At 64.3% G+C, this 24,522-nt stretch carries 22 protein-coding genes and 1 pseudogene; 7 read left to right on the forward strand and 16 right to left on the reverse strand.

The genetic code is table 11. From position 1 onward, the window contains the following. Positions 1–74: 74 nt before the first annotated feature. Positions 75–968 (reverse strand): DMT family transporter, encoded by an 894-nt coding sequence (locus tag AC0L2M_RS17670; protein WP_287229816.1) that lies wholly within the window; start codon positions 966–968, stop codon positions 75–77. Positions 969–1,057: 89 nt separating this feature from the next. Between AC0L2M_RS17670 and AC0L2M_RS17675 the strand changes: the two genes are divergently transcribed. Then, entirely contained in the window at positions 1,058–1,984 is a 927-nt protein-coding gene (locus AC0L2M_RS17675) for a LysR substrate-binding domain-containing protein (RefSeq protein ID WP_287229817.1), read from the forward strand. Between the two features lie 143 nt (positions 1,985–2,127). After that, on the forward strand, positions 2,128–2,361 hold the full coding sequence (locus tag AC0L2M_RS17680; protein ID WP_027153867.1) for a DUF2093 domain-containing protein: 234 nt from the start codon (positions 2,128–2,130) through the stop codon (positions 2,359–2,361). Between the two features lie 107 nt (positions 2,362–2,468). On the opposite strand, the gene lpxK is transcribed toward AC0L2M_RS17680, so the two are convergent. From lpxK to AC0L2M_RS17710, 6 genes are all read right to left on the reverse strand, one after another. Further along, positions 2,469–3,497, reverse strand: coding sequence for a tetraacyldisaccharide 4'-kinase (gene lpxK, locus AC0L2M_RS17685; RefSeq protein WP_128188001.1), 1,029 nt, complete (start codon positions 3,495–3,497; stop codon positions 2,469–2,471). A gap of 1 nt (position 3,498) precedes the next feature. Continuing rightward, positions 3,499–4,815, reverse strand: coding sequence for a lipid IV(A) 3-deoxy-D-manno-octulosonic acid transferase (gene waaA / locus AC0L2M_RS17690; protein WP_128188002.1), 1,317 nt, complete (start codon positions 4,813–4,815; stop codon positions 3,499–3,501). Next, positions 4,812–5,600, reverse strand: coding sequence for a lysophospholipid acyltransferase family protein (locus AC0L2M_RS17695; protein WP_287229819.1), 789 nt, complete (start codon positions 5,598–5,600; stop codon positions 4,812–4,814). Before AC0L2M_RS17695 ends, waaA begins: the two co-directional genes overlap by 4 nt. A gap of 5 nt (positions 5,601–5,605) precedes the next feature. Beyond that, positions 5,606–5,851 (reverse strand): DUF4170 domain-containing protein, encoded by a 246-nt coding sequence (locus AC0L2M_RS17700; RefSeq protein ID WP_023802307.1) that lies wholly within the window; start codon positions 5,849–5,851, stop codon positions 5,606–5,608. A 76-nt stretch (positions 5,852–5,927) separates the two neighbouring features. Then, on the reverse strand, positions 5,928–6,734 hold the full coding sequence (locus AC0L2M_RS17705) for a 3'(2'),5'-bisphosphate nucleotidase CysQ (RefSeq protein ID WP_287229820.1): 807 nt from the start codon (positions 6,732–6,734) through the stop codon (positions 5,928–5,930). Further along, positions 6,721–8,064 (reverse strand): TldD/PmbA family protein, encoded by a 1,344-nt coding sequence (locus AC0L2M_RS17710; RefSeq protein WP_027153862.1) that lies wholly within the window; start codon positions 8,062–8,064, stop codon positions 6,721–6,723. The genes AC0L2M_RS17705 and AC0L2M_RS17710 overlap by 14 nt, the downstream gene beginning before the upstream one ends. A 437-nt stretch (positions 8,065–8,501) precedes the next feature. Here AC0L2M_RS17710 and AC0L2M_RS17715 point away from each other — a divergent pair, with 437 nt between their 5' ends. The 3 genes from AC0L2M_RS17715 to AC0L2M_RS17725 are packed head-to-tail and all read left to right on the forward strand — an operon-like array spanning position 8,502 to position 10,570. Further along, on the forward strand, positions 8,502–9,476 hold the full coding sequence (locus AC0L2M_RS17715; protein ID WP_373420475.1) for a glycosyltransferase family 2 protein: 975 nt from the start codon (positions 8,502–8,504) through the stop codon (positions 9,474–9,476). Continuing rightward, the gene (locus AC0L2M_RS17720; protein ID WP_287229822.1) at positions 9,451–10,137 is read left to right on the forward strand and encodes a class I SAM-dependent methyltransferase; all 687 of its coding nucleotides are present in this window, start codon (positions 9,451–9,453) and stop codon (positions 10,135–10,137) included. The genes AC0L2M_RS17715 and AC0L2M_RS17720 overlap by 26 nt, the downstream gene beginning before the upstream one ends. Then, positions 10,130–10,570: a GtrA family protein gene (locus AC0L2M_RS17725; RefSeq protein WP_287229824.1), complete on the forward strand. Its 441-nt coding sequence runs from the start codon at positions 10,130–10,132 to the stop codon at positions 10,568–10,570. Before AC0L2M_RS17720 ends, AC0L2M_RS17725 begins: the two co-directional genes overlap by 8 nt. Before the next feature lie 22 nt (positions 10,571–10,592). Here the strand turns inward: AC0L2M_RS17725 and AC0L2M_RS17730 are convergent, their stop codons facing one another. Next, positions 10,593–11,429 carry a GNAT family N-acetyltransferase gene (locus AC0L2M_RS17730; RefSeq protein ID WP_287229826.1) on the reverse strand — a complete coding sequence of 279 codons (837 nt, stop codon included), beginning with the start codon at positions 11,427–11,429 and terminating at the stop codon, positions 10,593–10,595. A gap of 176 nt (positions 11,430–11,605) precedes the next feature. Between AC0L2M_RS17730 and AC0L2M_RS17735 the strand changes: the two are divergent. Next, positions 11,606–12,929, forward strand: a pseudogene (locus tag AC0L2M_RS17735) (NAD(P)/FAD-dependent oxidoreductase). Positions 12,930–13,291: 362 nt separating this feature from the next. Here AC0L2M_RS17735 and AC0L2M_RS17740 read toward each other — a convergent pair. Further along, complete coding sequence (locus tag AC0L2M_RS17740) at positions 13,292–14,239, reverse strand: ornithine cyclodeaminase family protein (protein WP_288142210.1); 948 nt, start codon at positions 14,237–14,239, stop codon at positions 13,292–13,294. Between the two features lie 257 nt (positions 14,240–14,496). On the opposite strand from AC0L2M_RS17740, the gene AC0L2M_RS17745 reads away from it, so the two are divergent. Beyond that, positions 14,497–15,522: a threo-3-hydroxy-L-aspartate ammonia-lyase gene (locus tag AC0L2M_RS17745; RefSeq protein WP_287229828.1), complete on the forward strand. Its 1,026-nt coding sequence runs from the start codon at positions 14,497–14,499 to the stop codon at positions 15,520–15,522. A 148-nt stretch (positions 15,523–15,670) separates the two neighbouring features. Here the strand turns inward: AC0L2M_RS17745 and AC0L2M_RS17750 are convergent, their stop codons facing one another. The 7 genes from AC0L2M_RS17750 to AC0L2M_RS17780 all read right to left on the reverse strand — a co-directional run bounded on the left by AC0L2M_RS17750 (position 15,671) and on the right by AC0L2M_RS17780 (position 23,908). Next, on the reverse strand, positions 15,671–16,294 hold the full coding sequence (locus AC0L2M_RS17750; protein ID WP_287229829.1) for a hypothetical protein: 624 nt from the start codon (positions 16,292–16,294) through the stop codon (positions 15,671–15,673). Next, positions 16,281–17,444 (reverse strand): hypothetical protein, encoded by a 1,164-nt coding sequence (locus AC0L2M_RS17755; protein WP_287229830.1) that lies wholly within the window; start codon positions 17,442–17,444, stop codon positions 16,281–16,283. Before AC0L2M_RS17755 ends, AC0L2M_RS17750 begins: the two co-directional genes overlap by 14 nt. Before the next feature lie 110 nt (positions 17,445–17,554). Then, the gene (locus AC0L2M_RS17760) at positions 17,555–19,564 is read right to left on the reverse strand and encodes a glycoside hydrolase family 127 protein (protein WP_287229831.1); all 2,010 of its coding nucleotides are present in this window, start codon (positions 19,562–19,564) and stop codon (positions 17,555–17,557) included. A 27-nt stretch (positions 19,565–19,591) separates the two neighbouring features. Then, positions 19,592–20,449 carry a carbohydrate ABC transporter permease gene (locus AC0L2M_RS17765; RefSeq protein WP_027153854.1) on the reverse strand — a complete coding sequence of 286 codons (858 nt, stop codon included), beginning with the start codon at positions 20,447–20,449 and terminating at the stop codon, positions 19,592–19,594. Then, on the reverse strand, positions 20,449–21,375 hold the full coding sequence (locus tag AC0L2M_RS17770) for a carbohydrate ABC transporter permease (protein ID WP_287229832.1): 927 nt from the start codon (positions 21,373–21,375) through the stop codon (positions 20,449–20,451). Before AC0L2M_RS17770 ends, AC0L2M_RS17765 begins: the two co-directional genes overlap by 1 nt. Positions 21,376–21,552: 177 nt before the next feature. Continuing rightward, positions 21,553–22,797 carry an ABC transporter substrate-binding protein gene (locus AC0L2M_RS17775; RefSeq protein WP_287249733.1) on the reverse strand — a complete coding sequence of 415 codons (1,245 nt, stop codon included), beginning with the start codon at positions 22,795–22,797 and terminating at the stop codon, positions 21,553–21,555. 55 nt (positions 22,798–22,852) lie between these two features. Continuing rightward, positions 22,853–23,908, reverse strand: a complete 1,056-nt coding sequence (locus AC0L2M_RS17780; protein ID WP_473535485.1) for a LacI family DNA-binding transcriptional regulator — start codon at positions 23,906–23,908, stop codon at positions 22,853–22,855. Positions 23,909–24,522 lie beyond the last annotated feature (614 nt).

Genomic DNA, 24,522 nt, shown 5'->3' on the forward strand with positions numbered 1-24,522 from the left:
CGGGGTGGGGGTCTGAAAAAGAGCCGCTGTATAGCGGCTCTTTTCGTGTCAAGAGACAGCCACAACCCTCTGATTCAACGCTTCAAATTCACCACGATGACGCCGCCGAGCGCCAGCGCGCCTCCGATGATGCCGAGCAGCGTCGGCACCTCGCCCAGCCAGAAGAAGCCGATCAGCGTCGCCACCGGCGAAACCAGGTAAAGGAAGTTCGAGGCGCGCGCCGCCGGCAAACGCGAGAGCGCGGTTGCCCAGGCGGCGTAGGCGATGAGGCTCGGCACGATGCCGAGAAAGACGACGGCGCCGAGACCGGCGGTGTCGGCAACTGCCGCCTGCGCCAGGCCGTTCGGCAGGAAGGGCAGCAGGCAGAGCGCGCCGAGCACCATGTTCGAGGCCGAAATGGTCAGCGGATGATGGCTGGCAAACAGCGGCTTTTGCACGATGGTGTTGACCGCCGAGCACAGCGCCGAGCCGAGGACCAGCAGCGCGCCATTGTTGAAATGCAACCCTTGCCCCTCGCCCATCGCGATGATGCCGATGCCGGCGAAGGACAGCAATGTGCCGGCCCAGGCCAGGCCCGAGAAGCGTTCGCCAAGCAGCGCCATCGCCATGATCGCGGTGAAGATCGGGCTGACATTGATGATGAAGCCGGCGGCACCAGCCGAGACGGTCAGTTCGCCGAAATTGAGCATCGCCGTGTACAGCGCAACGAAGACGGCGCCGCCGAAGGCAAAGCGCCATAATTCATCGAGCCGGGGCAGCGCCGGCCGCTTGACGGCGAGGAAGATCGCCGCCGGCACCGCCGCGATGGCGAAGCGCAGCGCGCCAAGTTCCAGCGGCCCGAAAGCAACGAGGCCGGCACGGATCGCCGGAAAGGCGGAGGCCCAGCCGACCACTGTCAACGCCACCGCAATGGCCGCCGTGGTGTCGATCCGCTGTGTCGTATTCAACGTGCCGGTACAAGCGTTCATTTCATTATTCCCGCGTTTCATGCTCTCAACATACAAAGCGCCTTTCCCGATCGGTTGACAAACGACCAAATCGAGGGTCAGCTGTGACTATGGATCACAGCTCAGACGCGATGCTGCCGCTCGAAACCCTGCGCGCCTTCGACGCCGCGGCACGGACCGGCAGCTTTTCGGCCGCTGCCGAAAAACTCAATCTCACCCATGGCGCCGTCAGCCGGCAGATCGCCAAGCTCGAGGATTGGCTCGGACTGAAAGTGTTCGATCGCGGCGCGCGTGGAGTGTCGCTGACGATCGAAGGCAACCGCCTGCATCTGCGCACCACTGAGGCCTTCGCGCTGATATCGAGCAATTCGGACCGCTGGATCGAGCCGCGCGGCACCGCCGTGGTGCGGCTGACCTCGATCCCCTCGGTCAGCGGGCTGTGGCTGATGCCGCGCATGGCGGCGCTGGAAAGCAATCCGTCCAGGCTGCGCATCGTGCTCGACGTCGATATCCGCCAGGCGGACCTTGCCGACGAGGGCATCGATCTGTCGATCCGCTGCGGACGCGGCCGCATCCCCGGCCGCGTCTCGGTGCAGCTGTTCGAGGAACATGTGTTTCCGGTCGCCTCGCCGGACCTCGCCCGCGAGATCGGCCGAGGCGACCCTGCCCGGCTGCTCAAATTCCCGCTGATCAACGATTCCGACGCCTCGGCCTGGCGTGCCTGGTTTGCCGCACAGGACATCGACTATCGCCCGCGTCCGCAGGACCGCCGTTTCGAGGACTACAATCTGGTGCTCGGCGCCGCAGCCCATGGTCTCGGCATCGCGCTGGCGCGGCCGCCGATGACCGAGGATCAACTGAAGTCTGGCCGTATCATCGAAGTCGACGAGCGCGTTGTCCTCAGCCCGATATCCTACTGGCTCGACCGGCCAATCGGGCGCCCGCGCGCCGCCGCAGCCGAGCTTGCCCGGCGCATCGCGGCCCAGGCCGGACTGGCGGCGGAAAAGATCGAGGGTTTCATCGCAGCCGAGCAGTAAGATGCGGGGCATCCACTTTGCCGGCCTGCTCGGCTGGTTGCCGTCCGAAACGAAGCCGACTGAAGCCAATCTTGCCTCGCTCCGAGCTTGACCTTGCCGGCATTTTGTGGCGATGACATCGTCATGAACCTTGGCTCCATGTCATGATGAATCGCTTTGAAGGCCCCGGCGGCAAGGAAGCCCGTATCCGCTACCTGGACGGCGACTTCCAGGTGACCAGCCCCGGCGCCTTCGTGCGCTGTGCGGTCACCGGCGAAAGCATCCCGCTCGATGAGCTCAAATACTGGAGCGTCGCCAGGCAGGAGCCCTATGTGAGTGCCGCGGCCTCGCTGCGCCGCGAGATCGAGGCACATCCCGAACTGCGCAGCCGGCGCTAAACCGGTTACGCAGAATGAGACCCGATCTGTAGCGGTCCTTCGCGCCCCCTCTGCCTGCCAGCATTCCGCAAAAGGTTCTGCCGTCGCGACTCTCGAAAGCCCCTGGATCAGCCCTGCAGCTTGCGCTGCCGCCAGGCATCCAGCGTCTCGTCGATGATGCGTTCGGGCACGTGGTCGGGATCGAACACGGTGTCGATCTCCAGCACATCGAGCTGTCCGAGGAAATCGGCCGACGCGGCATCGTGGCGCAGCCGGGCGGCGTCCTTGGCGGTGGTGATGAGGCCAAGTCCGGCACCTCGCGCTGTCGTCGCCAGTTCGGCCAGTTCGTCCTTGCCATAGAAATGATGGTCCGGAAACGACCGGGCCAGCGCAACCTCGCCGCCGGCCTGACGGACCGTGTCGAAGAATTTGTCGGGATGGCCGATCCCGGCAAAGGCCAGATATCGCTTGCCGGCCAGCCCCGCCTTGCTGGTTGGCCGCGTATGCGCCTCGAAGATCGGCCGACCGGCGCGCGCCGCCTGGCGAACGACGGCATCGGCAGCAAGGCCCTCGCCCATCTTCAGCAGTGCGCTGGTGAAAACCAGTTGGTCGACGATGCCAGCCCTGAGCGGACCGCCGGGAATGACGCGGCCGTTGCCGACGCCGTAGCGTGCGTCGACGACGACCAGCGCATAGTCGATGTGGATGCGCGCGCTCTGGAAACCGTCATCCATGATCAGGAAATCACAGCCATGCTTTTCCAGCAGGAGGCGTGCGCCGGCGGCACGGTTCGGCGTCACTGCGACCGGCGCATGCTTAGCCAAAAGCAGCGGCTCATCGCCGACATGCTTGGCGGCATCATGATGCGGATCGACGACATGCGGCCGCGCGAAGGAACCGCCATGGCCGCGCGACAGGAAACCTGGATTGAGCTGCATGCGCCTGGCTTGCCGGGCCAGTGCGATCGCCACCGGCGTCTTGCCGGTGCCGCCGACGGTGAAGTTGCCGACGCAAAGCACCGGCGCCTCGATCTTCTCGCGCGCCGCCGAGCGCATGCGGCGACCGGCAACCAGCGCATAGACCGCCGACAGCGGCGCCAGCGCCAGCGCCCGCCAGTCCGGTTCTTCCCACCAGAAGGGGGGCGCTTCGCTGGCCATCTTAACGGCCGTTGGCGCCCTTGAGGCGCGATTTGACGACCAAAGGCTGAATGTAGGGTTCGAGCGACTTCAAGGTGAGCGCCAGCGCGCCGCGCATCTCTTCGACAGTCGCCGCACCCGCCGCCATCATCTCGTGGCGAGCCACCTCGTTGGTCAAAAGGAAATTGACGGCGCCGGCCAGCATGTCGCGGTCGCGCACCAGCTTGGCGCCGCCGCTGTCGAGCAAGCGCTGATAGGTCTCGCGAAAATTCTGGACGTTGCGGCCGGCCAGCACCGCCGTGTCGAGCATGGCCGGCTCCAGCGGGTTCTGGCCACCCTCCGAGGTGAGCGAACGGCCAACGAAGGCGATCTCCGTCAGCCGGAGATAAAGCCCCATCTCGCCCATCGTGTCGCCGAGCAGAATGTCCGTATCGGCGATGATGCGGTCGCCCTTGCTGCGCCGAGCGAGTTTCAGGCCCATGCCAGAAATCTGCGCGGCAAGCGCTTCGGCGCGATCGGGATGGCGCGGCACGACGATGGTCAAAAGACCGTGGTGACGCTTGTGCAGCATCGCGTGAACCTCGGCGGCGACCACCTCCTCGCCGTCATGGGTCGATATCGCCGCCCAGGTCGGGCGGGCGCCGATCTGGCGCTTCAACGTGTACAGCGCCCTTTCATCGGCCGGCGGCGGCGTGGTGTCGACCTTGAGATTGCCGGATACGGTGACCGGCCGGGCGCCGAGCGAGAGGAAGCGCTCGCCGTCGACATCCGACTGGGCGACAACATGGGCGAGATTCTCGAACAGCGCCTCGGCGATGTTGGCGCGCTTCTTCCAGGATTTGTACGAACGGTCCGACAGCCTGCCATTGACCAGCACCTGCGGCACACGCCGTGCGCCGAGCTCGAGGATGGTCATCGGCCAGATCTCCGATTCGGCGATGATCGCCAGATCCGGCCGCCAATGGTCGAGGAAGCGGCTGACCGCCGGCTTGAGGTCGAGCGGCACGTATTGGTGGATGATGCGGTCGCCGAGCCGTTCCTCGGCAACCTGAGCGGAGGTGACGGTCCCCGTCGTCAGCACGATATTGACGCCGTAGTCGAGGATGCTCTCGACCAGCGGCACGACGGCGATCGTCTCGCCGACGCTCGCCGCATGGATCCAGATCAGCGGCCCTTCGGGGCGCTCGCGCCCGGCGATGCCATAGCGCTCGCGCCGGCGAATTCGATCCTCCTTGCCTCTGGAGGTGCGCCAGGCGACATAGGGCCCGACCAGGGGATAGGCGGCTGCGCCTGCGAAACGATACGCCGTCAGGAAAGTGCGCGCCCAGCGCTCGCTCATTTTGAGCCATCCACGAGGCGGTAGGCCTCGGCGGTCGCGGCGTTGAGCGCGGCCGTGACCTCCTGGCGCTTGCGTTCCATTTCTGCCTCGTCCGCATTGGCCGGAACGAACACCGGCGCTCCAAGCACGATCGAGGAGCGGCCGAACGGCAGGTTGATCGTGGTCTTGTCCCAGCTGCGCTCCAGCACCTTGCGGCGGCTGGTGGCGATGGCGAGGGGCAGAATCGCGCGGCCCGAAAGCCGCGCCAGGAGAACGATGCCAAGCCCCGCGTCGCGCGGCGTGCCATGTGGAATGTCAGCGATCATGGCGACGTTCTTGCCGGTGGCGAGTGACTTTTTCAGGGCGATCAGCGCTTTGGCGCCGCCCTTGTCGCGACGCTTCGAGCTTTCGCGTCCGCCCGAGCCGCGCACCGCCTCGATCCCGAATTTCTCGATCATCAGTGCGTTGAGCTCGGCGTCGGCGCTGCGCGACACCATGGCGACCAGCGGCCGTCCGCCCGGATAGTAGGCCGGTGTCAGAAGATGCTGGCCGTGCCACAGCGCGATGATGGCGGGTTCGAACTGCGAGTGGGCGCCGCCCGACATCTGCGCCGATCCGTCGACAGCACGATTGGTCAGGCGGACAAGGCGAACGAACTGCGCAAACAGGCTGGCGATGGCGTTCTTGACGAATCGCGACTGCGCCAGCGGTTCGCGTATCTTGCGCCAGAATGTCTTCGGGGTGCCACCGCGGCGCCGCCTTGCCGCGGACCTCGTGGCCGGCCCTTTCACGCCTTCATGATCCATCCATGTCAACCGGCAGGCTTGTTTTCGGGGTCGAGCAACCGGTGCAGGTGAACGACGAAATAACGCATGTGGGCATTGTCCACGCTGGCTTGGGCCTTGGCTTTCCACGCCGTTTGCGCGGATTGATAATCCGGATAGATGCCGACGATATCGAGCGTCTCGAGATCACGGAATTCTGTTCCGCCAAGCGTCTTCAGTTCGCCGCCGAACACCAGGTGCAAAAGCTGCTTCTTTCCGTCTTCCGCGGTCATGTCGGTCCTTCACATATCGTGAGTTTGTGACAGGTCTAGACCAAAGCCGCCGACTTTGGAACCATTGATGACATGTTCAATCGTCCAGCCCTGCGACGACGGCGGCGAGGACGGCGAGCAGTTCGCCGCTGCCGGCGACCAGCGCGCCGTGCTGGATCACTTCGCCGGCATAGCGCGGTGCGCGGCCCTTCTGGTCGAGCAATGCGCCGCCGGCCTCGCGCAGGATGAGATCCGCCGCGGCGATGTCCCAGTCATGTGCGCTGGGTTTGACGAAGGTCGCGTCGAGCCGGCCATTGGCGACCATCGCCAGCCGGTAGGCGAGCGAGGGAATATAGGGCACGCGGCTCAGCCGGCCCTGCCATTCCGCCGGCATCAGGGCGATCAATGGCTTCGGCCCGCCAATTTCGACCATCGCTGCCGGGCGGCGCACGGCAATGCGCCGGCCATTCAGGAATGCCCCCTCACCGGGCAGCGCCCAATAGGTCTCCTCCGTGGCGGGACATTCGAGCACGCCGGCAAGCGTGCGGCCGTCCTCGACCACCGCGACGCTGACGCACCAGGAGCGCAGGCCTTCGAGGAAGCCGCGGGTGCCGTCGATCGGATCGACGACGAATGTGCGGCGGGCGGCAAGCCTTGCCGGATCGTCTGCCGTCTCCTCCGACAGCCAGCCATAGTCCGGCCGTGCCGCAAGCAAGGTTTGGCGCAGATAGGCGTCGGCGGCGTGATCGGCCTCGCTCACCGGCGAGGTGCCGCCCTTCATCCACACTTGCGGATTGTTGCCGAAATAGCGCATGGCGATGGCGCCCGCCTCGCGGGCAGCGTCGCGCAGCAGCGGCAGATCCTCACGAGCTCCGGCGGAGGCGACCTGGTCAAGCTCCGGCAAGGGTCATGCCTTCGATCAGCAGCGTTGGTGCGGCGGTGCCGAAATTGCGATCGAGATCGCTTGCCGGAACCATGTTGAGGAACATCGTCTTCAGGTTCGAGGCAATGGTCACTTCCGCAACCGGATAGGCGAGCTCGCCATTCTCGATCCAGAAGCCGGAAGCGCCGCGGCTGTACTCGCCAGTCACCATGTCGACGCCCTGGCCGAACACCTCGGTGACGTAAAAGCCTGATTTGAGCGACTTGATTAGGTCCTCGGGCGTCCGCTCGCCCGGCTCGATGGCAAGATTGGTCGATGACGGCGAGACCGAGGAGCCGTTGCGCGAGCCGCGCCCGTTGGTGGTCAGCCCCAATTCCCGCGCGACTGAGGTCGACAGGAACCAGTGGTTCAAAACGCCCTTCTCAACCATGAGCAGCTTTTCGCCCTCGATGCCTTCGCCGTCGAACGGACGCGACGCCTGGCCACGGAGCCGGAGCGGCTCGTCGGTGACGGTGATCGCGGCCGCCGCCACCTGCTTGCCCATCATGTCGCGCAGAAAGCTGGTCTTGCGCGCGACGGAGGCGCCATTGATGGCGCCGGCGAGATGGCCGGCGATGCCGCGGGCGACACGCGGGTCGAATACCACATCGACCGGCCCGGTCGCCGCCTTGCGCGCGCCGATGCGCCGCGCGGCGCGTTCACCTGCCTTGCGGCCGATGTCTTCGGGCGCGTCGAGATCGGAGAAATGCTGGCGCGAGGAGTATTCATAGTCGCGCTCCATGCCGGTGCCCTCGCCGGCGATGACGCTGGTCGAGCGCGAAAAGCGCGAGGCGACATAGTGGCCGACAAAGCCGTGCGAGGTGGCGAGCACCAGCCCGCCAAGCCCGGCGCTGGCGCCGCTGCCGGCCGAATTGGTAACGCCCTTGACGGCAAGGGCCGCCGCTTCCGCGGCCAGCGCCGCTTCCTTCAACTGGTCGGCCGAGACTTCCGTCGGATCGAACAGATCGAGGTCGCGCGGCTTCTTGACCAGCAAGGCCGGATCGGCGAGGCCCTGATAGGGATCTTCCGGCGAGACTTTCGCCATTGCCACGGCGCGCTCGGCCAGCGCTTTCGGGTCGGAGGCAGCGGTTGCCGAGACGCTCGCCACCCGCTTGCCGACGAAGACGCGCAGCGAGACATCCTCGCTCTCGGACGCCTCGGTGCCCTCGACCTTGCCAAGCCGCACCGACACGCCGGTCGAACGGCCGCGCACCGCAACCGCGTCGGCGGCGTCGGCGCCGGCCCGTTTGGCAGCCTCGACCAGGGCCGCGACCCGGTCGGTCAATTTCGCTGAGTCCAGCGTATCGGTCATGCGCATAGTCCTGTTTTTCCGCCTGACATAAGGTGCGGCCGCTCCGCACCATCTATTGTTCTGATGTGGCTTGTGCAATGGCAGAAGTGGCAAGCGGGGCAGATCGGCCAGCAGACACCCGGTTTTGGGCGGCATGATCGAAGCGGGCCTCAAAGGTTGCTTCGCGGCAGTTTCGGACTGGCCGATAGCCCATTGGCGCCGTGCTCCGACCACAAATGGACGCTCGATTGCGGTAACGCCTGTGTTCCTTTCCACGCATGATCAGCACCTGGCCGAAACCGCTAAATTTAGCGATTTCTTGTATGTCCTTGGAACTTTGTAGCTTGCGTTCCATTTTCAACGGCATGCGAGACCCTGTGATCCAAAGCATCAGGACTGCGGTGAACGTGTCGCCGCCGCGGTACTCGCTGGTCCTTCCCATATACAATGAAGAACAGGTGCTGCCGCGACTGATCGAGCGGATCAGTTCGCTGATCGGCCGGCTGGACGGCGAGACTGAGGCGATCTTCGTCGATGACGGAAGCCTCGATGGGAGCGTCGAATACCTTCGCAACGTCGTCGCCGTCGAGCCGCGCTTCCGGCTGATCGAGCTTTCCCGCAATTTCGGCCATCAGGTCGCCATCACGGCCGGCATGGATGCGGCTGCGGGTGATGCCGTCATCGTCATGGATGCCGACCTGCAAGACCCGCCGGAGGTGGTCCTCGATCTGGTGGCGAAGTGGAAGGAAGGCTTCGAGATCGTCTATGCCCGCCGTGTCAAGCGTGAGGGCGAATCCTGGTTCAAGCGCCTGACGGCGAGTCTCTTCTACCGCCTGCTGGAGAAGATGACGTCGGTCGACATCCCCCGCGACGTCGGCGATTTTCGCCTGGTCGGGCGCAAGGCTCTGGAAACCTTCAAGCAAATGCCCGAACACGACCGTTTCGTCAGGGGCATGTTCGCCTGGATGGGGTTCAAGCAGACAGCGGTGCCTTTCGAACGCCCGGCGCGGACCCTTGGCCAGACGAAATACCCATTCTGGAAGATGATGCACCTTGCCGTTCACGGCATCGTAAGCTTCTCCGAGAAGCCGCTGCGCATGGCGCTGTGGGGCGGATTGGCGATCTCCGCGCTTGCGGTGTTGTTCGGCATTTACGCCATCTTCGCCTGGATTTTTGAAACCGGCATCATAGCCGGCTGGACATCCACCGTGGTGATCGTGTCGCTGCTTTGCGGCATCAATCTTTTCATGACCGGCGTGGTCGGGCTCTATGTCGGCGGCATCCACGCCGAGGTGAAACGCCGTCCGCTTTACGTGATCGATCGGGTCGCCGGCTTCGACAAGGCGATGCGTGCCGCCAGTGAGAGCCGTCGACCGTTTCGAAAACCCAGGAACGGAGCCTCGGCTGATGGCCGAACTCTTCGACAGTTATAAATCGAATTATGGCGAGGCGGTCGCAGGATCCATCCGGTTTTCCGGACTCGGGCACGACTTTTTTCTGATCGCCAAGGCCGACCTGCTGCGGCGTCTCGCCGTCGAGCGTGGGCTTCGACAGGGCGGGGTGCGGGCACTGGATATCGGCTGCGGCGTCGGGTCGCTCCACCCTTATCTCGAAGGCGCGTTCGAGAGCCTGGATGGCTGCGACGTCTCGGAACAATCGATCCTGCGCGCCGGCCAGGACAATCCGTGTGTGACCTACAGGGCCTGCACGACGCCGCGCCTGCCTTATGGCGACGGCGCGTTCGATCTGGCTTTCGCCAGTTGCGTCGTCCATCACGTTCCGCCCGCCTCCTGGCTCGATTTCTTCCGGGAAATGCGGCGCGTCGTGCGGCCGGGCGGCGTCGCCTGCATCATCGAGCACAACCCTTATAATCCGCTGACGCGTCTCGCGGTGTTGCGGTGTCCGTTCGACCAGGACGCTGTCCTGCTCAACGCCGCCAAAGCAAGGTCGCTTTTTCAGGAGACGGGTTTTCAGGATATCCGATCCGAGCACTTCCTGCTGCTGCCGTCGGCCAGGTCCTTCGCCAGACGACTCGAGCGCCTGCTCGCGCCTCTACCGCTCGGGGCCCAGTATGCGTGTAGCGCGCATGTCTGAGGACCGTTCGACCGCCGGCGCCGGGCTGAAGCTGCTGGCGCGCTTCGGGTTGGTCGGCATCGCCGCGACAATCCTGTATGCTGCCCTGGCTATCGGTTTGGTCGAATCGAAATGGATCGGCTTTTCGCCGGTCCCGGCGTCGCTCGCGGCTTACGCGGCGGCTGCCGTGTTTTCATATTTCGCCCATAAATCGGTAACCTTCATGTCGAATGGATCGCATCGATCGGAAGCTGCGCGTTTTCTCCTGCTGACGGCGACAGGCTTTGCCGTGGCTTACGCGGCGCCGGCGCTTTTGACGGCGAAACTCGGCCTGCCGCCGATCATTGCCATTGTGGTTACATGCCTGCTTGTTCCGGCGGTCAATCTTCTCATGCTCGACCGATGGGTTTTTGCGCAGCGAGGACCCGGCGAGCACAGCGACCGCTCCACCTGATCCATGGCCTTCTGAGTTGGCCTCAGCCGAGGGCCTGGCTGGCCAGGGCAAAGATGCGTGGGTTCGTGGAACCCGGGATATTGCTTGCGCCCCGAAGCATGGCAACCGGCCCGCCCACATGGGCGAGCCCCAGTCCTTCGAGCCAGGGTGAAAGGCCGGCGTCTTCAGGGATGTCGATGCGCACGAAGCAGCCCTGCATTCCCGAGAGGATGAAGGCGATCAGGGCTCTCGCCTGATCGCGATCCTGCGCCACGACCGGTCCGACGACCTCGCCCCTGCCAAATGCCCTCACGGCCGCGAAGGCCGCGATGCCGTCCTCGTTGGTGATGGCCGCAAACCGCCCCTCGCCCGCCAACGCGTTCATGAGCGCGGCGCGATCCGCACCGAAGGTGGCGCGATCGAGCGCGGTGAGTGTCTGAAGGTGCTCGGACCCGATCCACTCCACGGCCGGGGGCGCACTGACCTGCCCGACGATGCCCTGGTGCTGCCGAACATCGTGCGTCGCGACAAAGCCAAGCTTTTCATAAAGAGGCAGTCCGTCGGCCGTGGCGGTAAGGCGGCACTCGCGGTCGCCGGCCTGCTCGAGCGCGGTGGTGGTCAGCCGCCGTCCCAGCCCGCGACCACGCATTGCCTCATCGACGATGATGGTGTTGAGAGTTGCGCAGGTATTTCCGAAAGGGGTCATGAAGGCGGTTCCCACCACCCTGCCGCCTTCCAACGCGACCTGACCTTCGCTCAGGGACCAGATCATGGCCCAGTCTTCCCTCCGGTGCGGCCAGCCGGCCGCTCGCGACAGGGCCGTCGCTTCCTCAAGATGGTGCGCTTCAAAAGGTTCGAATGTGATGGACTGGATGTTCATAAGCACCAGGACTGTTGGAGTGGGAAGACTGACAGGACGATAGAACCGCCTCTTTCGCGCCACTCGCCGAATGCCGGCGATATTCGGTGCAAAAATACCAAAATGCCGCTGCAGTCAGTGCATTCTGCGGCACCGGTCGCCGATACTGCGAGCTATCATTGATCGCCGAGGCCGCCATGTCCCCTTTCATCCACCACATCAGCAGCGATGAAACGCTGCCCAAGTCAGCGGACGTCGTGGTGATCGGCGGCGGGATTGTCGGCGCCAGCGGCCTATTCCCTGGCGCGGCGCGGCCTGTCGGTGGCGCTGATCGAAAAGGGCTATGTCGGCTGCGAACAGTCGAGCCGGAACTGGGGCTGGTGCCGCCGGCAGAACCGCGATGCACGTGAATTGCCGCTTGCCAATCTGGCGCTGCGGCTGTGGCAAGAGCTGACCGAAGAGATCGGGCACGACCTTGGCTTTCGCCGTTGCGGGCTCATCTATGCGACGGACGATCCAAAGCAGCTCGCCGAATGGGACAAGTGGCGCGCGGTTGCGCGGCGGTTCGACGTCAAGACGCGGATGCTTACGGCCGAGGAGGCCACTGCCGCCGTTCCCGCGGCTGGCGGCCGCAAATGGCTGGGCGGCGTCCACGCGGCAGACGATGGCAAGGCCGAGCCCTGGCTCGCCGCCCCGCGGATCGCCGAGGGCGCCCGCAAGCGTGGCGCGACCATTCATCAGAACTGCGCGGCACGCGGCCTGGATATCACCAATGGGCAAGTGAGCGGCGTCGTCACCGAGAAAGGCCTGATCCGCACCAGCGCGGTGCTGTGCGCCGCCGGCGTCTGGGCTTCTGCTTTCCTGCGCATGCATGCGGTTTCGCTGCCGCAGGCCAGCGTCCGTCAGACCACCTTGCGGACCGGTCCGGCACCGGATCTTGGCGGGGCAATCTTTACCTCTGACGGTGCCCTGACGCGCCGGATCGACGGCAGCTACACGATAGCCGCCAGCGGCAGGGCGACGCTCGAGATCACGCCGCAGGGGATCCGCTATGCCCGCCCGTTTCTGCCGATGTTCATCAAACGGCTGAAGGCCGTCGAGATCGGCGTAAGTCGCTCGTTCTTCGCAGGCCCGGAAACACTCGGTCGCTGGCATCTCGACAGGCCGACCCCGTTTGAGCGCATCCGCGTCCTCGATCCCGCTCCGGACAAGCGGATGGTGGCAAGCATCATGACGCAGATAAGGGCCCTGTTCCCCGCCGTTGCCGATGCCGGCATCGTGTCTTCCTGGGGCGGGTATATCGACTTCACACCGGACGCCGTACCGGTGATTTCGGCGGTGGACAGCATCGGCGGAGCGTTCGTCGCCGCAGGCTGTTCCGGACACGGCTTCGGCGCCGGCCCTGGCATTGGCCATCTGGCGGCGGATCTGGTCGCCGGTGACGCGGCAAGCGTCGATCCGACGCCATTCCGCGTGTCACGCTTCGCGGACAGATCCAAAATTGAAGTCGGCGCCTTCTGATGCAATTGACCGCTGGCGACAGCAAAGGGCGCTGAGCGATCGTTACCTACGGGCTCAGGCGCGATCTGGACCGTTTGATGACCGCTCTCGCCGATGCGGTCGCCGCCGCCGCACCCTCTTCCGGCATCCAATACATACAGGCGCGCTTCAGGCACACAGCTTCACCGCGTCCACGGCGCATGTCCGCCATAGTCCGGCGTGGCAGTTCGTTCCTTTCGGACAGAGGAAGCTGTGGTCAGTTCTCAGCGATGACGAAGATCTTCTTGAGTGGACCCTTCGGGGCGAGCTGATTGACTGTTCCGTGCGCAACGAAGATCGCGTCTCGAGCTTTGTTCCGTCGCCGTCGGTCACTTCGGCCCGGCCTACCAGCGCCATGGCACGCGCGTTCCCGTGCCCCGGCTCCTGGCCTGTCGCCAGAGCATATCCGCGACCGTCAGATCCTGCAGCGCGAGCCCGGTCATATCGAAGACCGTGATGTCGGCGGCATCGCGCGTGAACGGAATTTTTCCGGTCAGAAGATCGCCGATTTCAATTGCCCGGCAGCCGGTGTCCCACTGGCCTTCGCCGACAGCGGCCGATTGCTCGCAGTCGTCGGCAAAGAGCCGTACCCGGCGCAGCAGGCCGTCGGGCAGTTCCCGCTTGCCTTGCGTATCGGCACCCACAGCGTTGATGTGCGTGCCGGGCCGCACCGCTTCTGGCGGAAACAGCGGCCCGCTGCCAGGGGTCGCGGTGATAATGATATCGCTCGAGCCGACAGCTTTGGCGGCTTGGTTCGAATGGGCCGGCGCGAAATCCTCGAATGCCGCCTCGAACGCCGCGTCGGGGCGGCCGTCCGCCGTCAGGTAGTGGATGGTATCCAGACCGGGCATCGCACGCAGGGCCAGGCGCAGCTGGATCCGGCCCTGGGTGCCGGTGCCGAAAACGCAGATCGACCGGCTTTCGGGGCGGGCCAGCAGGGTCAGGCCAATGGCGCCAGCCGCCCCTGTGCGCAAGGTGGTGATGGCGTTCCCGTCGATGATGCACAAGGGACGCCCGGTATGCGGGTCGAAAAGCACGATGGTCGCCTGATGCGGCTCCTTGCCGAGTTCGCGGTTGGCTGGCCAGAAGCCCGCTGCCTTGAAGCCCAGAAGATCGGCTTTCGGCACGTCGCCCGACTTGATACCGAAAATGCCGCCGGTATGCAGCTTCTCACGCACAAGCGGAAAGACCCTGCCTTCGCGCGCACTGTGAAGCTCGAAGGACCGCCGCACGGCATCGAGGACGGCATCCGGCTCCAACAGCGGCGCGACCTGATCGCCCGCAAGCAGCACCAGCTGCGACTCGTCTGCGGTGACGGACATGACATCTCCCCGGCTTTCCCTCATTCTAGCCAGCGGTTCTCAGGGGAAGACAGCGGTGTTGGCCAACGAGCCGCATTTCCTGCGGTTTGTCGCCCGTCATTCGGGCGAATGTTGCGCCGAGCTTCCCATCGAATGCGCTCGCCGGTTCGCGCAAACACGTATTCTCGCAGACAAGCAAACCCACCATCGGCCAGCCCACCACCGGCAAGCGTAGAAGGCGACCCGCAATGCCCCTCAATATCCCGACATTCGACGATGTTCTGACCGCGGCGGCGCGCCTCGCCGGATTGGCCCACCGGACGCCGGTGCTGACCTCGCGCACCTTCAACCAGCTGACCGGCGCCGAGGTGTTCTTCAAGTGCGAGAACTTCCAGCGTGGCGGCGCGTTCAAGTTCCGCGGCGCCATGAACGCGCTTCTGGCCTTGGATATTTCGGTGCGGGCGCGCGGAGTGGTGGCCTATTCTTCGGGCAATCATGCGCAGGCGCTGGCCTATGCGGCCGCGATCAAGGGCGTGAAGGCAGTCATCATCATGCCCAGGGATGCGCCCGAGCTGAAGGTGCGTGCCACCCGCGGCCATGGCGCCGAAGTGATATTCTACGACCGCTACAGCGAGAACCGCGAAGAGATTGGCGGCAGGATCGCCGCCGAGCGGGGAGCCGCCCTCATTCCACCCTACGACCACCCCGATGTGATTGCCGGGCAAGGCACGGCGACACTTGAACCTATCCAGGAGGCCGGCTCTCTCGATGCCCTTTATGTCTGCCTTGGCGGTGGCGGCCTGCTCGCCGGCGCCGCACTGGCGGCGGCGGAATGCGCGCCCGCCTGCCGGGTCGTCGGGGTTGAACCGGAGGCCGGCAATGATGGTCAGCAATCGCTCGCCCGGGGTGAGGTCGTCACCATCGAGGTGCCGAAATCCATCGCCGACGCCGCGGTCGTCACCCATCTGGGCGCGCATAATTTTCCTGTCATCCGCGACAAGGTTGCCGCTATCACCACGGTCAGCGACGACGCGCTCATCGAAATGATGCATTTTTTCGCCGAGCGCATGAAAATCGTGGTCGAACCCACCGGTTGCCTTGCAGCGGCGGCGGTTCGCAGTGAATCGCAAAGCCTGCGCGGCCAGCGCATCGGTGTCATCGTCAGCGGCGGCAATGTGGATCTCACGCGCTTCGCCAGCTTGATCATGGCGGCCGCAGACAAAACACCTCGAGAGCAGGCCATGGCGCGCCCCGGGCCGGAGACCTTTCGCTAAGACACGCTCGGCACTGCTGGTACGCTGCGACCCCGTGCTGGTCGCCAGCGCACGGCAATGCTCTTCATTGGCTGTAATGCAGCGTTCTGTGAACACGCCTGTTGCGCGCGTTCATGATACGCATGGACTGCAGATTTTGAGCGTGATCTCAAATCGCATCCAGCCGCAACGACACCAGCTTGATGGAGCGCTTGTAGATGTCGCTGGCGGCCGGAGTCGGCGGAATGCCGTCGAGATAGTCGAAGGCGATTTCGAGTGTATCGGCCTTGCCGAGAGCCGCCGGTGGAACGACGAACGAGACCGTTCGTGGTTCTTTGCCAGACAGCGTCTCCGCATGCACCCGAACACCGTTCACCGAGATCACCACCCTTTGCGTGATCTGCGGTGGACGAATGACGGCGGCCATTTGCAGCGTGGCCATCAGGCCGTCGCGGAGCGGCGGTATCTTCACGCGAAGCCGCGAGGTCTCGCCTAGCGAATGGGTGCCGTCGCCTGCCGACCCCGACCAGCCGCAGACCTTTATGCTGGCTGCCCGTTTGGCGCCGTCGCTCCGGAACGACACCGTCTGGCCAAGTGTGTAGCTGCCGGTCGCATCGCGATTGAGGCAGGTCGTCGTCTGATCGATGTAAAAGGCGCGGTAATCGGCGTTGACGTTCGGATTGAGAGCAAGCGCAAGGATGACGATCTCGGACCCGGCCAGAACCGCCGCGAGCGCGTAGCCACCGAGCCAGGCAACGCGCCGATACGGGGCCGGAATGTCAGACCAGGGCAAGATGGCCTCCGATCCACGCCACAGTCATCAAATAACAGGCGCCAAGGAGGAGAACCAAAGCCGCGAGCCAAATCAGCTTCGACGCCGACAACAGGATGGCGAGCAACATTGTCAGGGGCGCAAGCCCAATGACATATCTGACCATCGAGGCCAGATTGGTGATCAGCGGCAGGATGATGCAGAGCGCGCAGAACAGTGCCGCGCCATATTGCCTGCGAGCCGCCAGGACGGCCGACAGCGCCAGCCCGGTGATCGCGGAGAGCGCGCTCCATTGCGGCGCCGTGGGCAGCCATCCGGTTGTCGGAACAGCTGAGAGCCCGTCCCACAGGAAGACCAGCGGATTACCGGCCACCCGTCCGAACGCGCGCTGGATGTGCAGGAATGCAAAGCCGTCTCCGACGGTGAGGTACAGGAACAGGATGTAAGCGAACAAACCGGCCGGCGAGATGAGGACAGCGACCAGCAGGTCCGGTCGGCCAAGCAGCCAACGCGGGAAAGACAGCGCCGATCCGCCCTGCTCGCGGTGCTCGCTGAACATTTGAATGACGGTTGCAAAGACGACGAAGACTCCGACCAGCCTGGTCGCCGACAGCAGCGCGGATGAAACGCCCGCGGCGAGATAGCTGGAGCGCTTGAGCGCCAGAAAAACGCACGAGGTCAGCAGCACGAAAAGCGGTTCGCTCAGGAAGGTCGTGAAGTGGAACGAGAACGGGCCGCTGAGCAGAAACGCGCAATACAGCACATAGGCCCGCATGTTCTTCTCGAGCAGCGGCCACGCCACCAGACAGGCGGCGTAGCTGCACGCAATCGAGGTGATCGTCGCGATCAGTATCGTAGGGTATGGGAAAACAAACCGGATCGCAGCCACCAGCATCGGATAGAGCGGGAAGAAGCCCCAGCGACCGACATTGCTGTGGTTTGGAATGGGAAAACGCTCATAGCCCTGTTCGCTGATGCCAACGTACCAGGCGCAATCCCACCGGCACAGCGCACGGGCATAAGCCGCAAAACCTGTTTCCTCCGACACCGAAGCAAAAGCCGCATAGCGGATGGCCAGTCCACCGATCACGAACAGCAACGGCACCGCCGCGACGGTCATGCCCATGGCGCGAGCACCAGCGCTCGGACGCGCGACGTCTTCGAGCGCCAACTCTGCCTCCACCCATTCGAGTGGCTAGCGCCACTCTCCCCTCTAAATTAGCGCCGCCGGGGCAAATTCAAGATATCCCTGTCGTCGGCGGCATCATCTTCGTCCACGGATCACGAGTCTCTCAGCCAGACCAGCATCTCGCCTGGTTCGCGGTTGTCCCAGGCAAAATACGGCACGGCGGTGATTTTTGCTTCGTCAACCGCCGGCGGTTCGGTGCGATAGAGGCCGTTGTCCCAGTCTTCAAACGCCTCTTTCCTGGCAACAGCCGAAAGCGTCACGACGCCGCCCAAAAGGTTCGGCTGCTGATGCGCTTCGATCTCGGCTGTCGGCGGCAAGGCGATGCGGTGCAACTGGCCGGCATTGTCGGTCTCCTCGACGCAATAGATCAGCGGGCCGCGGGCAAGCGCGACGCGGCCGATATCCTGCCGCACCTGCGGGTTGGCATAGAGCCGGTCGATGGCCATTTCGAGGTCGAGCTCGACCTGGTCGCCCTTGCGCCATTCGCGCCGGATCGCGGCATAGCCGTCGCTGGTGACCGCCTGCAGATCGACCGCCTCCCCGTTCACCTTGAGCGCCGCCTTGCGGCACCAGGCCGGCAGGCGCAGGTGCAAGGTAAATGTCGTCGGCGCCTCGGGCTCGATCGTGATCGAGACCGCGCCGTCCCATGGATAGTTGCTGGTCTGGCGCAGCTCCATTTGCGTTCCTGCGATATCGAAACGAGCCGTGCTGTTTCCATAGAGATGGACGGCGAAGGCATCGTCGGACAGGCCGTAGAAATAACTGCCGATCGAGGCGACCATGCGGCCGATATTGGGTGGGCAGCACGGGCAGCGATGCCATTTCCAACGGTTGTGCTTGCCCCGGCTTTCCAGCGGATTTTCATAGAAGAACAGCGAGCCGTCGAGCGACAGGCCCGAAATCGAGCCGTTGTAGAGAGCCCGCTCCATCATGTCGGCGTAACGCGCATTGGGGCCCATGCCGAGCATGCGGCTCGCCCAGAACACCAGTCCGACCGAAGCGCAGGTCTCGGCATAGGCGGTTTCGTTGGGCAGGTCGTAGTCTGATGTAAAGCCCTCATTGTGCGACGACGGCCCGAGGCCGCCGGTGATGTAGAGGTTCTTGGTGGTGAGGTCGTCCCACAGCCGGTCGAGCGCCGCGCGCAGCGTGTCGTCGCCATATTCGGTGGCGATATCGGCCATCCCGGAATAGAGATACATCGCCCTCACCGCATGGCCGACGACCTTGTCCTGCTCGCGCACCGGCTTGTGCGACTGGCTGTATTCGTAGGTCTTGAAATGATAGGCTTTTGGGTCGGCGCCGCGGGCACGCGCCTCCTCGTCGAAATAATGCGGCTCAAGGCCGCGCTGGTCGATGAAGTATTTGGCCAGGTCCATGTACTTCTGCTCGCCGGTGACCCGCGCGAGCTTGACCAGCGCCAGCTCGATCTCCTCATGGCCGCAATAGCCTTTCTTCTTGCCGGGCTCGGGGCCGAAGGTCTCGGCGATATGGTCGGCATAGCGGCACATGATGTCGAGCAGTTTGCGTTTTCCCGTCGCCTGGTAGTACGCGACCGCGCCCTCGATCAGATGGCCGGCGCAATAGAGCTCGTGGCAATCGCGCAGATTGGTCCAGCGCAGGCCGGGCTGGATGCGCTGGTACCAGCTCGACAGATAACCGTCCGGCTGCTGCAGTCTGCCGTACATGTCGATGACGGCGTCGATCTTCTTCTCCAGCGCTTCGTTGCGGCGGCGGTACAGCGAGTAGGCGGCGGTCTCGATGGTCTTGCCCCAGTCGGAGTCCCAGAACATCTGGGTCGTCACCGTCGATCCTGTGAATTCGTTGCCGGCGGTGGCTGCTTCGTCCGGCGAAGGTGAGTGGAACGGAATGACGACGCCCGGCGATGGCCGATCCGGATCGATCTGCTCGAGCATGCGCGCCTCGACGCAGCGGTCATAGAGGATGCCGGCGGTCGTGGTGGCGACGGCATCGGCACGGTCGCCCCAGAAGCCGCGCACATCGACCTGCGGCACCGGCAGCGGGCGGAAGGCGCGTTTTGGCCTGCCCGACTTGCCGGTTTGGTCCAGCTCGGCAGCCGGCTTGGCGGATTGCGATGCGGTCATCAATTTACTCCGATTCGGTTCGATTGGTCACTTCACGGCCCCTGCCATGAGGCCGCGGATGTAGAAGCGCTGCAGCAGCAGGAACAGCACCAGGCATGGCACCATCATCACGGTGACCCCGGCCTGCACCGCGCCCCAGTCGATGGCGCCGAAGCGGCCCGACTGCAGCGCCGTCATCATGATCGGCAGCGTGAATTTGGACTGGTCGGTCATCAGCACCAGCGCCGCCAGAAACTCGTTCCAGGCGCCGAGGAACGCGAACAGCGCGATGGTGACGATGCCCGGCCAGACCAGCGGCAGCATCACTCGCAGCAGCATGGTGACATTGTTGGCGCCGTCCATGCGCGCCGCCTCCTCGATCTCGCGCGGCACCGCATCGAAAGCGTTGCGCATCATGAAGATCGAGAACGGCAGCTGCAGCGTGACATAGACGCAAACCAGCCCGGTCAGCGTGTTGTGCAGGCCGATCTTGGTCAGCACCAGGAAGATCGGCGTCAGGATCGACTGGAACGGGATCATGATCGTCGACAGGATAAGGACGAAGAGCAGGTTCTTCAGCGGAAAGCGGAAGCGCGAAAAACCGTAGCCGGCCAGCACGCTGACGATCACCGACAGCACCACCGTCATGACGGAGACATAGATGCTGTTTTGCGCCGGCAGCCAGAGACCGTCGCCGAAGGTGTTGAGCGTGGCGTAGTTCTCGACCGAAAAACCGGTCGTCGGCCAGGGCGGCAGCGGCGGCTGGCGCGATTCCTGCGCCGGCTTGAACGCCGAAAGCACGGTCCAGACGATCGGCGCCAGGAACAGAAGCGAGGCGACGATGCCCGTCGCGTGCTCGGCGATCTGCATGCCGATGCGGCGTTTGCGGCTTCTTGCCTGCGCCATCAGTCAACGCCCTCCGGTTGGCGCAGCAGCCGCAGCTGGATCAGGCTGAGCGCGACCAGGATGACCAGCAGGACCATCGACAGGGCGGCGCCGTAGCCGAGCTTGAACGACACGAACGACTGGTTGAAAATCCAGTAGACGGCGGTCAGCGTCTGGTTGCGCGGTCCGCCGCGCAGGATGATGTAGAACTGGTCGAAGGCGAGCACCGAGCCGGCAACCGACAGGATCAGCGCCAGCGCCAGCGTGCGGCGCATCAGCGGCAGGGTGATGGCGCGAAACCGCGCCAGCGGCCCTGCCCCGTCGATCATCGCCGCCTCCTGCAGATCCGGCGGGATCGATTGCAGGCCGGTCATCAGGATGATCATGGTAAAACCCGCCACCTTCCAGACGACCATGGCGATGATCGACCAGAACGCCGGCTGGAACGTCGCCAGCAGGTTGACCTTCCTTTCGGTCAGGCCGAGCTCGAAGGCGGCCGGGCTGAACAGGCCGGAATCGACATTGAGCAGCCACGACCACAGCAGGCTGGCCGAGGCGAAACCGATGACGGCCGGCATGAAGAACGACGTCCGGTAGAAGCCGGTCAGCGGCCGTGGCCTTTCGATGAACAGTGCCAGCGGAAAGGCGACGACGAAGATCGCGATGGTGACGATCACCGTATAGTAGCCGGTGAATTTGAGCGCGTTCCAGAACCTGGTGTCGCGCAGGATCGCCCAGTAATTGTCGAGGCCAATGAACGAGTGCGCGCCCATCAGCGGCCAGTTGTGCAGCGACATCCACGCCGTCATGCCAAGCGGAATGATGAAGAAGACGACGACCAGCGCGACGGCCGGCGCCACATAGAGCAGGCCGATCCACTGCCGGCGGCCGGCGCCGACCAGTTTGCGGCGGGAGGCTGGGGTGGAGATGGCTGCGATGGAGGTCATGGCTGCTCTCTCGTTAGCGCTACGTCCCACTCCCCCTTGAGGGGAGGGTCCGGCCGAAGGTCGGGGGTGGGGTCGCCTGTGCAGCGCGCCGACGCAAAGAGAACGTCGAGCACTGCCGCGACGACCCCACCCGGACCTGCGGTCCGACCTCCCCTGAAGGGGGAGGTAAGCCGGCGCTTACTGCTGCGGCGCCGAATCGATGATCGACTGCATGGTTTCCTGCGCATTGGCGATGGCGCCATTGACGTCCTCGCCGAAGAAGACCTCGTTGACCATCTGGTTCCACGGACCGTTGGCGGAGTTGATCAGGTCGTTGAACACCACCGAATAGGGCGTGCGGCCCTTGGCCATGGCCTCGGCGGCGATCTTGTAGCGCGGGTCAAGGTCTTTCAGCGCCTCGTTGGCGATGTCGCCGCGCACCGGCAGGCTGCCGTATTTCGCCAGGATGGTCTGGCCCTCCAGCGAATAGGCGAAGTCGAGGAACTCCTTGACCACCGCGATTTTCGTGGTGCCCTTGGTGACGACGAAATTGTCCCCGCCGGCAAAGGACGACCAGCCGCCATCCTTGCCCGGCAGGAAGGTGACGCCGTAGTCGATGTCCGGGTATTGCGTGTTCAGCGCGCCGATGGCGAAGGCGCCGGACGGCGAGATGCCGATATTGCCGGCGGCAAACGCCGCAAAGAAGTTGGAGCCGGTATCGGTCTGCGCGCCTGCCGGCACCAGGTCCTTCTTGACCATCGAGCGGTAAAGATCGATGGCGCCGCGCAGCTGCGGGCTGTCGAGCGTCGCTTTCGAGCCGTCCTCGGTGAGGATGTCGCCGCCCGAGGCCCAGATCAGCGGCGTGAATGTGAAGATGTTGCAGCCGCCGCAATTGCCGGAGAAATAGAAGCCTTTGATATCGCCGCCAAGCGCGTTGACCTTTTCGGCATAGGCCTCGATCTCGGCCCAGTTGGTCGGCCCCTTTTCAGGGTCGAGGCCGGCCTGCTTGAACAGTTTCTTGTTCCAGATCAGCACCGAGCTATCGGCGGAGAACGGCAGCCCGTAGATGCGGTCCTTGTAGGTGCCGGTTTTGACGTGCGCCGGCGACAGACTGTTGAAATAAGGCAGCGATTTCGCCCAGTCGGTGATGTCTTCCAGCTGACCGGCGGCAGCGAAGGACGGCGTGTAGATCAGGTCGAGCGACAGCGCATCGGGTGCTGTGCCGCCGGCGGCGGCAGCGCCGTATTTCGGAATGATCTCGGCATTGGGGATGATGTCCAGCTTGATCTGGTTCTCATGCCCCTTGTTGAAGGCATCGACGATGCGCGGCATGAAGTTCGAGCCGTCGGCGCGAACCCAGATGTTCGCGGTCTCGGCGGCGGCGGCCGGAAAGCTCAGGATGCTCGCGGCAATAGCGAGCCCGGCAATCATAGTTCTTCTCATGGTTCTCCTCCTGATGGTTCTGCTTAGGCCGCGCTCCCCGCACGGCGTCTTAATCTCAGCCGTCCGGTGGACGGCCGCATGACTGACGCACCACCAGCCGGCACGGCAGTTTTCTTATGCCCGGCTCGGCGGGTTCGCCGCCGACGAGCGAAAGCAAGGTGAGGCCGGCCTCGCGCCCGAGTGCCGCCAGGTTCATGTCGACGGAGGTCAGCGGCGGGCGGGTTGCCTCGGCTACGATCTGCCAGTTGTCGAACCCGATGACGCCGACATCGTCCGGCACGCCAAGCCCGCGCTCGCGCAGCGCGTCGATGACGCCGCGCGCGATCTGGTCGTTGCCGCAAAACACGGCATCGGGCTTTTCGCCCCCGCGCTTCGACAGCTTGCCGTCGAAAAGCATCTTCACCGCCTCGTGACCCCACGCTTCCGACCACGATCCGAGCAATGGTTCCATGACCGGCAAGCCTTTCTCGGTCAGCACGTCACGATAGGCCTGTGCCCGCGCGTGCACCACCGCAAAACTCGCCGGCCCGCTGACATGGGCGATGCGCCGCCGGCCAAGCCGGCAAAAATGCTCGACCGCCAGCCGCGCGCCGCCGGCATCGTCAGAGACAAAGGCGATGGCGCCGGGATCGGGCTGGGTGAAGGCGTAGATCACGGGAACGCCGAGATTGGACAAGTCGACCGGCAGGTGGCGATCGATGCGCTTGCCGGTGGCGATGATGCCGTCGACGCGCTTGTCGAGCATGGCATCGACATGCAGCTGGCCGAGGCGCTGGTCATCCTCGACATTGCACAAAAACACCGAGACGCCCTTGTCGACCAGCGCATCCGAAATGCCCGACATGACCGGCAGCGAAAAGCGGCCATAGGTATCGTTGGTCAACAGGCCGACGGTAAAGGAACGCCGGCGCAACAGGCTCTGCGCCAGGCTGTTCGGGCGAAAGCCGAGCCGTTGCGCCGTCTCGCGAATGCGCTCTCGGGTCTCGGCTGTCATCCGCCCCTGCCCGTTGAGGGCTTTTGAGGCCGTCGCAACGCTGACGCCGGCGGTGGCGGCCACCTCACGGAGGGTGACCGGGTTTTTGGCGGGCGCTGGCGAGGCGTCGGAAACCATGGTGCGCGGCGAGTTCCTTGGTTGGGAAAAGGTTTTCTCTAATCACCCTGCGAGGCGCCGACTGGTGAGGTCAGCAGATGCAAGCTGATTTGGGAAAAGGTTTTCTCAGAGGGACATTAGGGGAAGGTGGTGGGGATGGCAAGAAGGGATGACAAGCAGGCGACGCGGTTGTTCGTCAATGACCGCCTTGCGCCATTTCGAGTCAGCCAGATGCATACTCGCGGATGACCGCAATGGGCCGTTTGCCGACCGGCAGTTTCTGGCGTCCAAAAAAGCGATAGCGGACATTCGATCCGGTAGGTCCGAGGTCCCTGACTGACCCGATTGAGACGTAGAACGCTCCATCGCGGTATCGAGCCGATGCCCGGCCGGCTCGGTCGCGCCACTTCCGGTCATTCACGACATTTTTCCAAACCGGACGATCGCGCTGAGCCCGGATCCACTCTCAAGGAGGTGGATACGGCGCAGATAAAGAGCGATCTCGGCGCCCTTCCGGAGGTCCGGCCGCCTGCAAGGACAGACTGCTGTATTTGAGTGGGCTTAAGGAAAGCTGCTGGATACACTGGGCACGAGCCGTCGCAGGCTCCCGTAGATGTGACCAAATGAGGGCTGGC

The sequence above is a fragment of the Mesorhizobium sp. WSM4806 genome (genome assembly GCF_055811635.1).

Excerpts from the sequence above, each read along its gene's own strand:
- AC0L2M_RS17670 (WP_287229816.1), bottom strand. The coding sequence starts at position 968 with ATGAACGCTTGTACCGGCACGTTGAATACGACACAGCGGATCGACACC.
- AC0L2M_RS17675 (WP_287229817.1), top strand. The coding sequence starts at position 1,058 with ATGGATCACAGCTCAGACGCGATGCTGCCGCTCGAAACCCTGCGCGCC.
- AC0L2M_RS17680 (WP_027153867.1), top strand. The coding sequence starts at position 2,128 with ATGATGAATCGCTTTGAAGGCCCCGGCGGCAAGGAAGCCCGTATCCGC.
- lpxK (WP_128188001.1), bottom strand. The coding sequence starts at position 3,497 with ATGGCCAGCGAAGCGCCCCCCTTCTGGTGGGAAGAACCGGACTGGCGG.
- waaA (WP_128188002.1), bottom strand. The coding sequence starts at position 4,815 with ATGAGCGAGCGCTGGGCGCGCACTTTCCTGACGGCGTATCGTTTCGCA.
- AC0L2M_RS17695 (WP_287229819.1), bottom strand. The coding sequence starts at position 5,600 with ATGGATCATGAAGGCGTGAAAGGGCCGGCCACGAGGTCCGCGGCAAGG.
- AC0L2M_RS17700 (WP_023802307.1), bottom strand. The coding sequence starts at position 5,851 with ATGACCGCGGAAGACGGAAAGAAGCAGCTTTTGCACCTGGTGTTCGGC.
- AC0L2M_RS17710 (WP_027153862.1), bottom strand. The coding sequence starts at position 8,064 with ATGACCGATACGCTGGACTCAGCGAAATTGACCGACCGGGTCGCGGCC.
- AC0L2M_RS17720 (WP_287229822.1), top strand. The coding sequence starts at position 9,451 with ATGGCCGAACTCTTCGACAGTTATAAATCGAATTATGGCGAGGCGGTC.
- AC0L2M_RS17725 (WP_287229824.1), top strand. The coding sequence starts at position 10,130 with ATGTCTGAGGACCGTTCGACCGCCGGCGCCGGGCTGAAGCTGCTGGCG.
- AC0L2M_RS17730 (WP_287229826.1), bottom strand. The coding sequence starts at position 11,429 with ATGAACATCCAGTCCATCACATTCGAACCTTTTGAAGCGCACCATCTT.
- AC0L2M_RS17745 (WP_287229828.1), top strand. The coding sequence starts at position 14,497 with ATGCCCCTCAATATCCCGACATTCGACGATGTTCTGACCGCGGCGGCG.
- AC0L2M_RS17760 (WP_287229831.1), bottom strand. The coding sequence starts at position 19,564 with ATGACCGCATCGCAATCCGCCAAGCCGGCTGCCGAGCTGGACCAAACC.
- AC0L2M_RS17765 (WP_027153854.1), bottom strand. The coding sequence starts at position 20,449 with ATGGCGCAGGCAAGAAGCCGCAAACGCCGCATCGGCATGCAGATCGCC.
- AC0L2M_RS17770 (WP_287229832.1), bottom strand. The coding sequence starts at position 21,375 with ATGACCTCCATCGCAGCCATCTCCACCCCAGCCTCCCGCCGCAAACTG.
- AC0L2M_RS17775 (WP_287249733.1), bottom strand. The coding sequence starts at position 22,797 with ATGAGAAGAACTATGATTGCCGGGCTCGCTATTGCCGCGAGCATCCTG.
- AC0L2M_RS17780 (WP_473535485.1), bottom strand. The coding sequence starts at position 23,908 with ATGGTTTCCGACGCCTCGCCAGCGCCCGCCAAAAACCCGGTCACCCTC.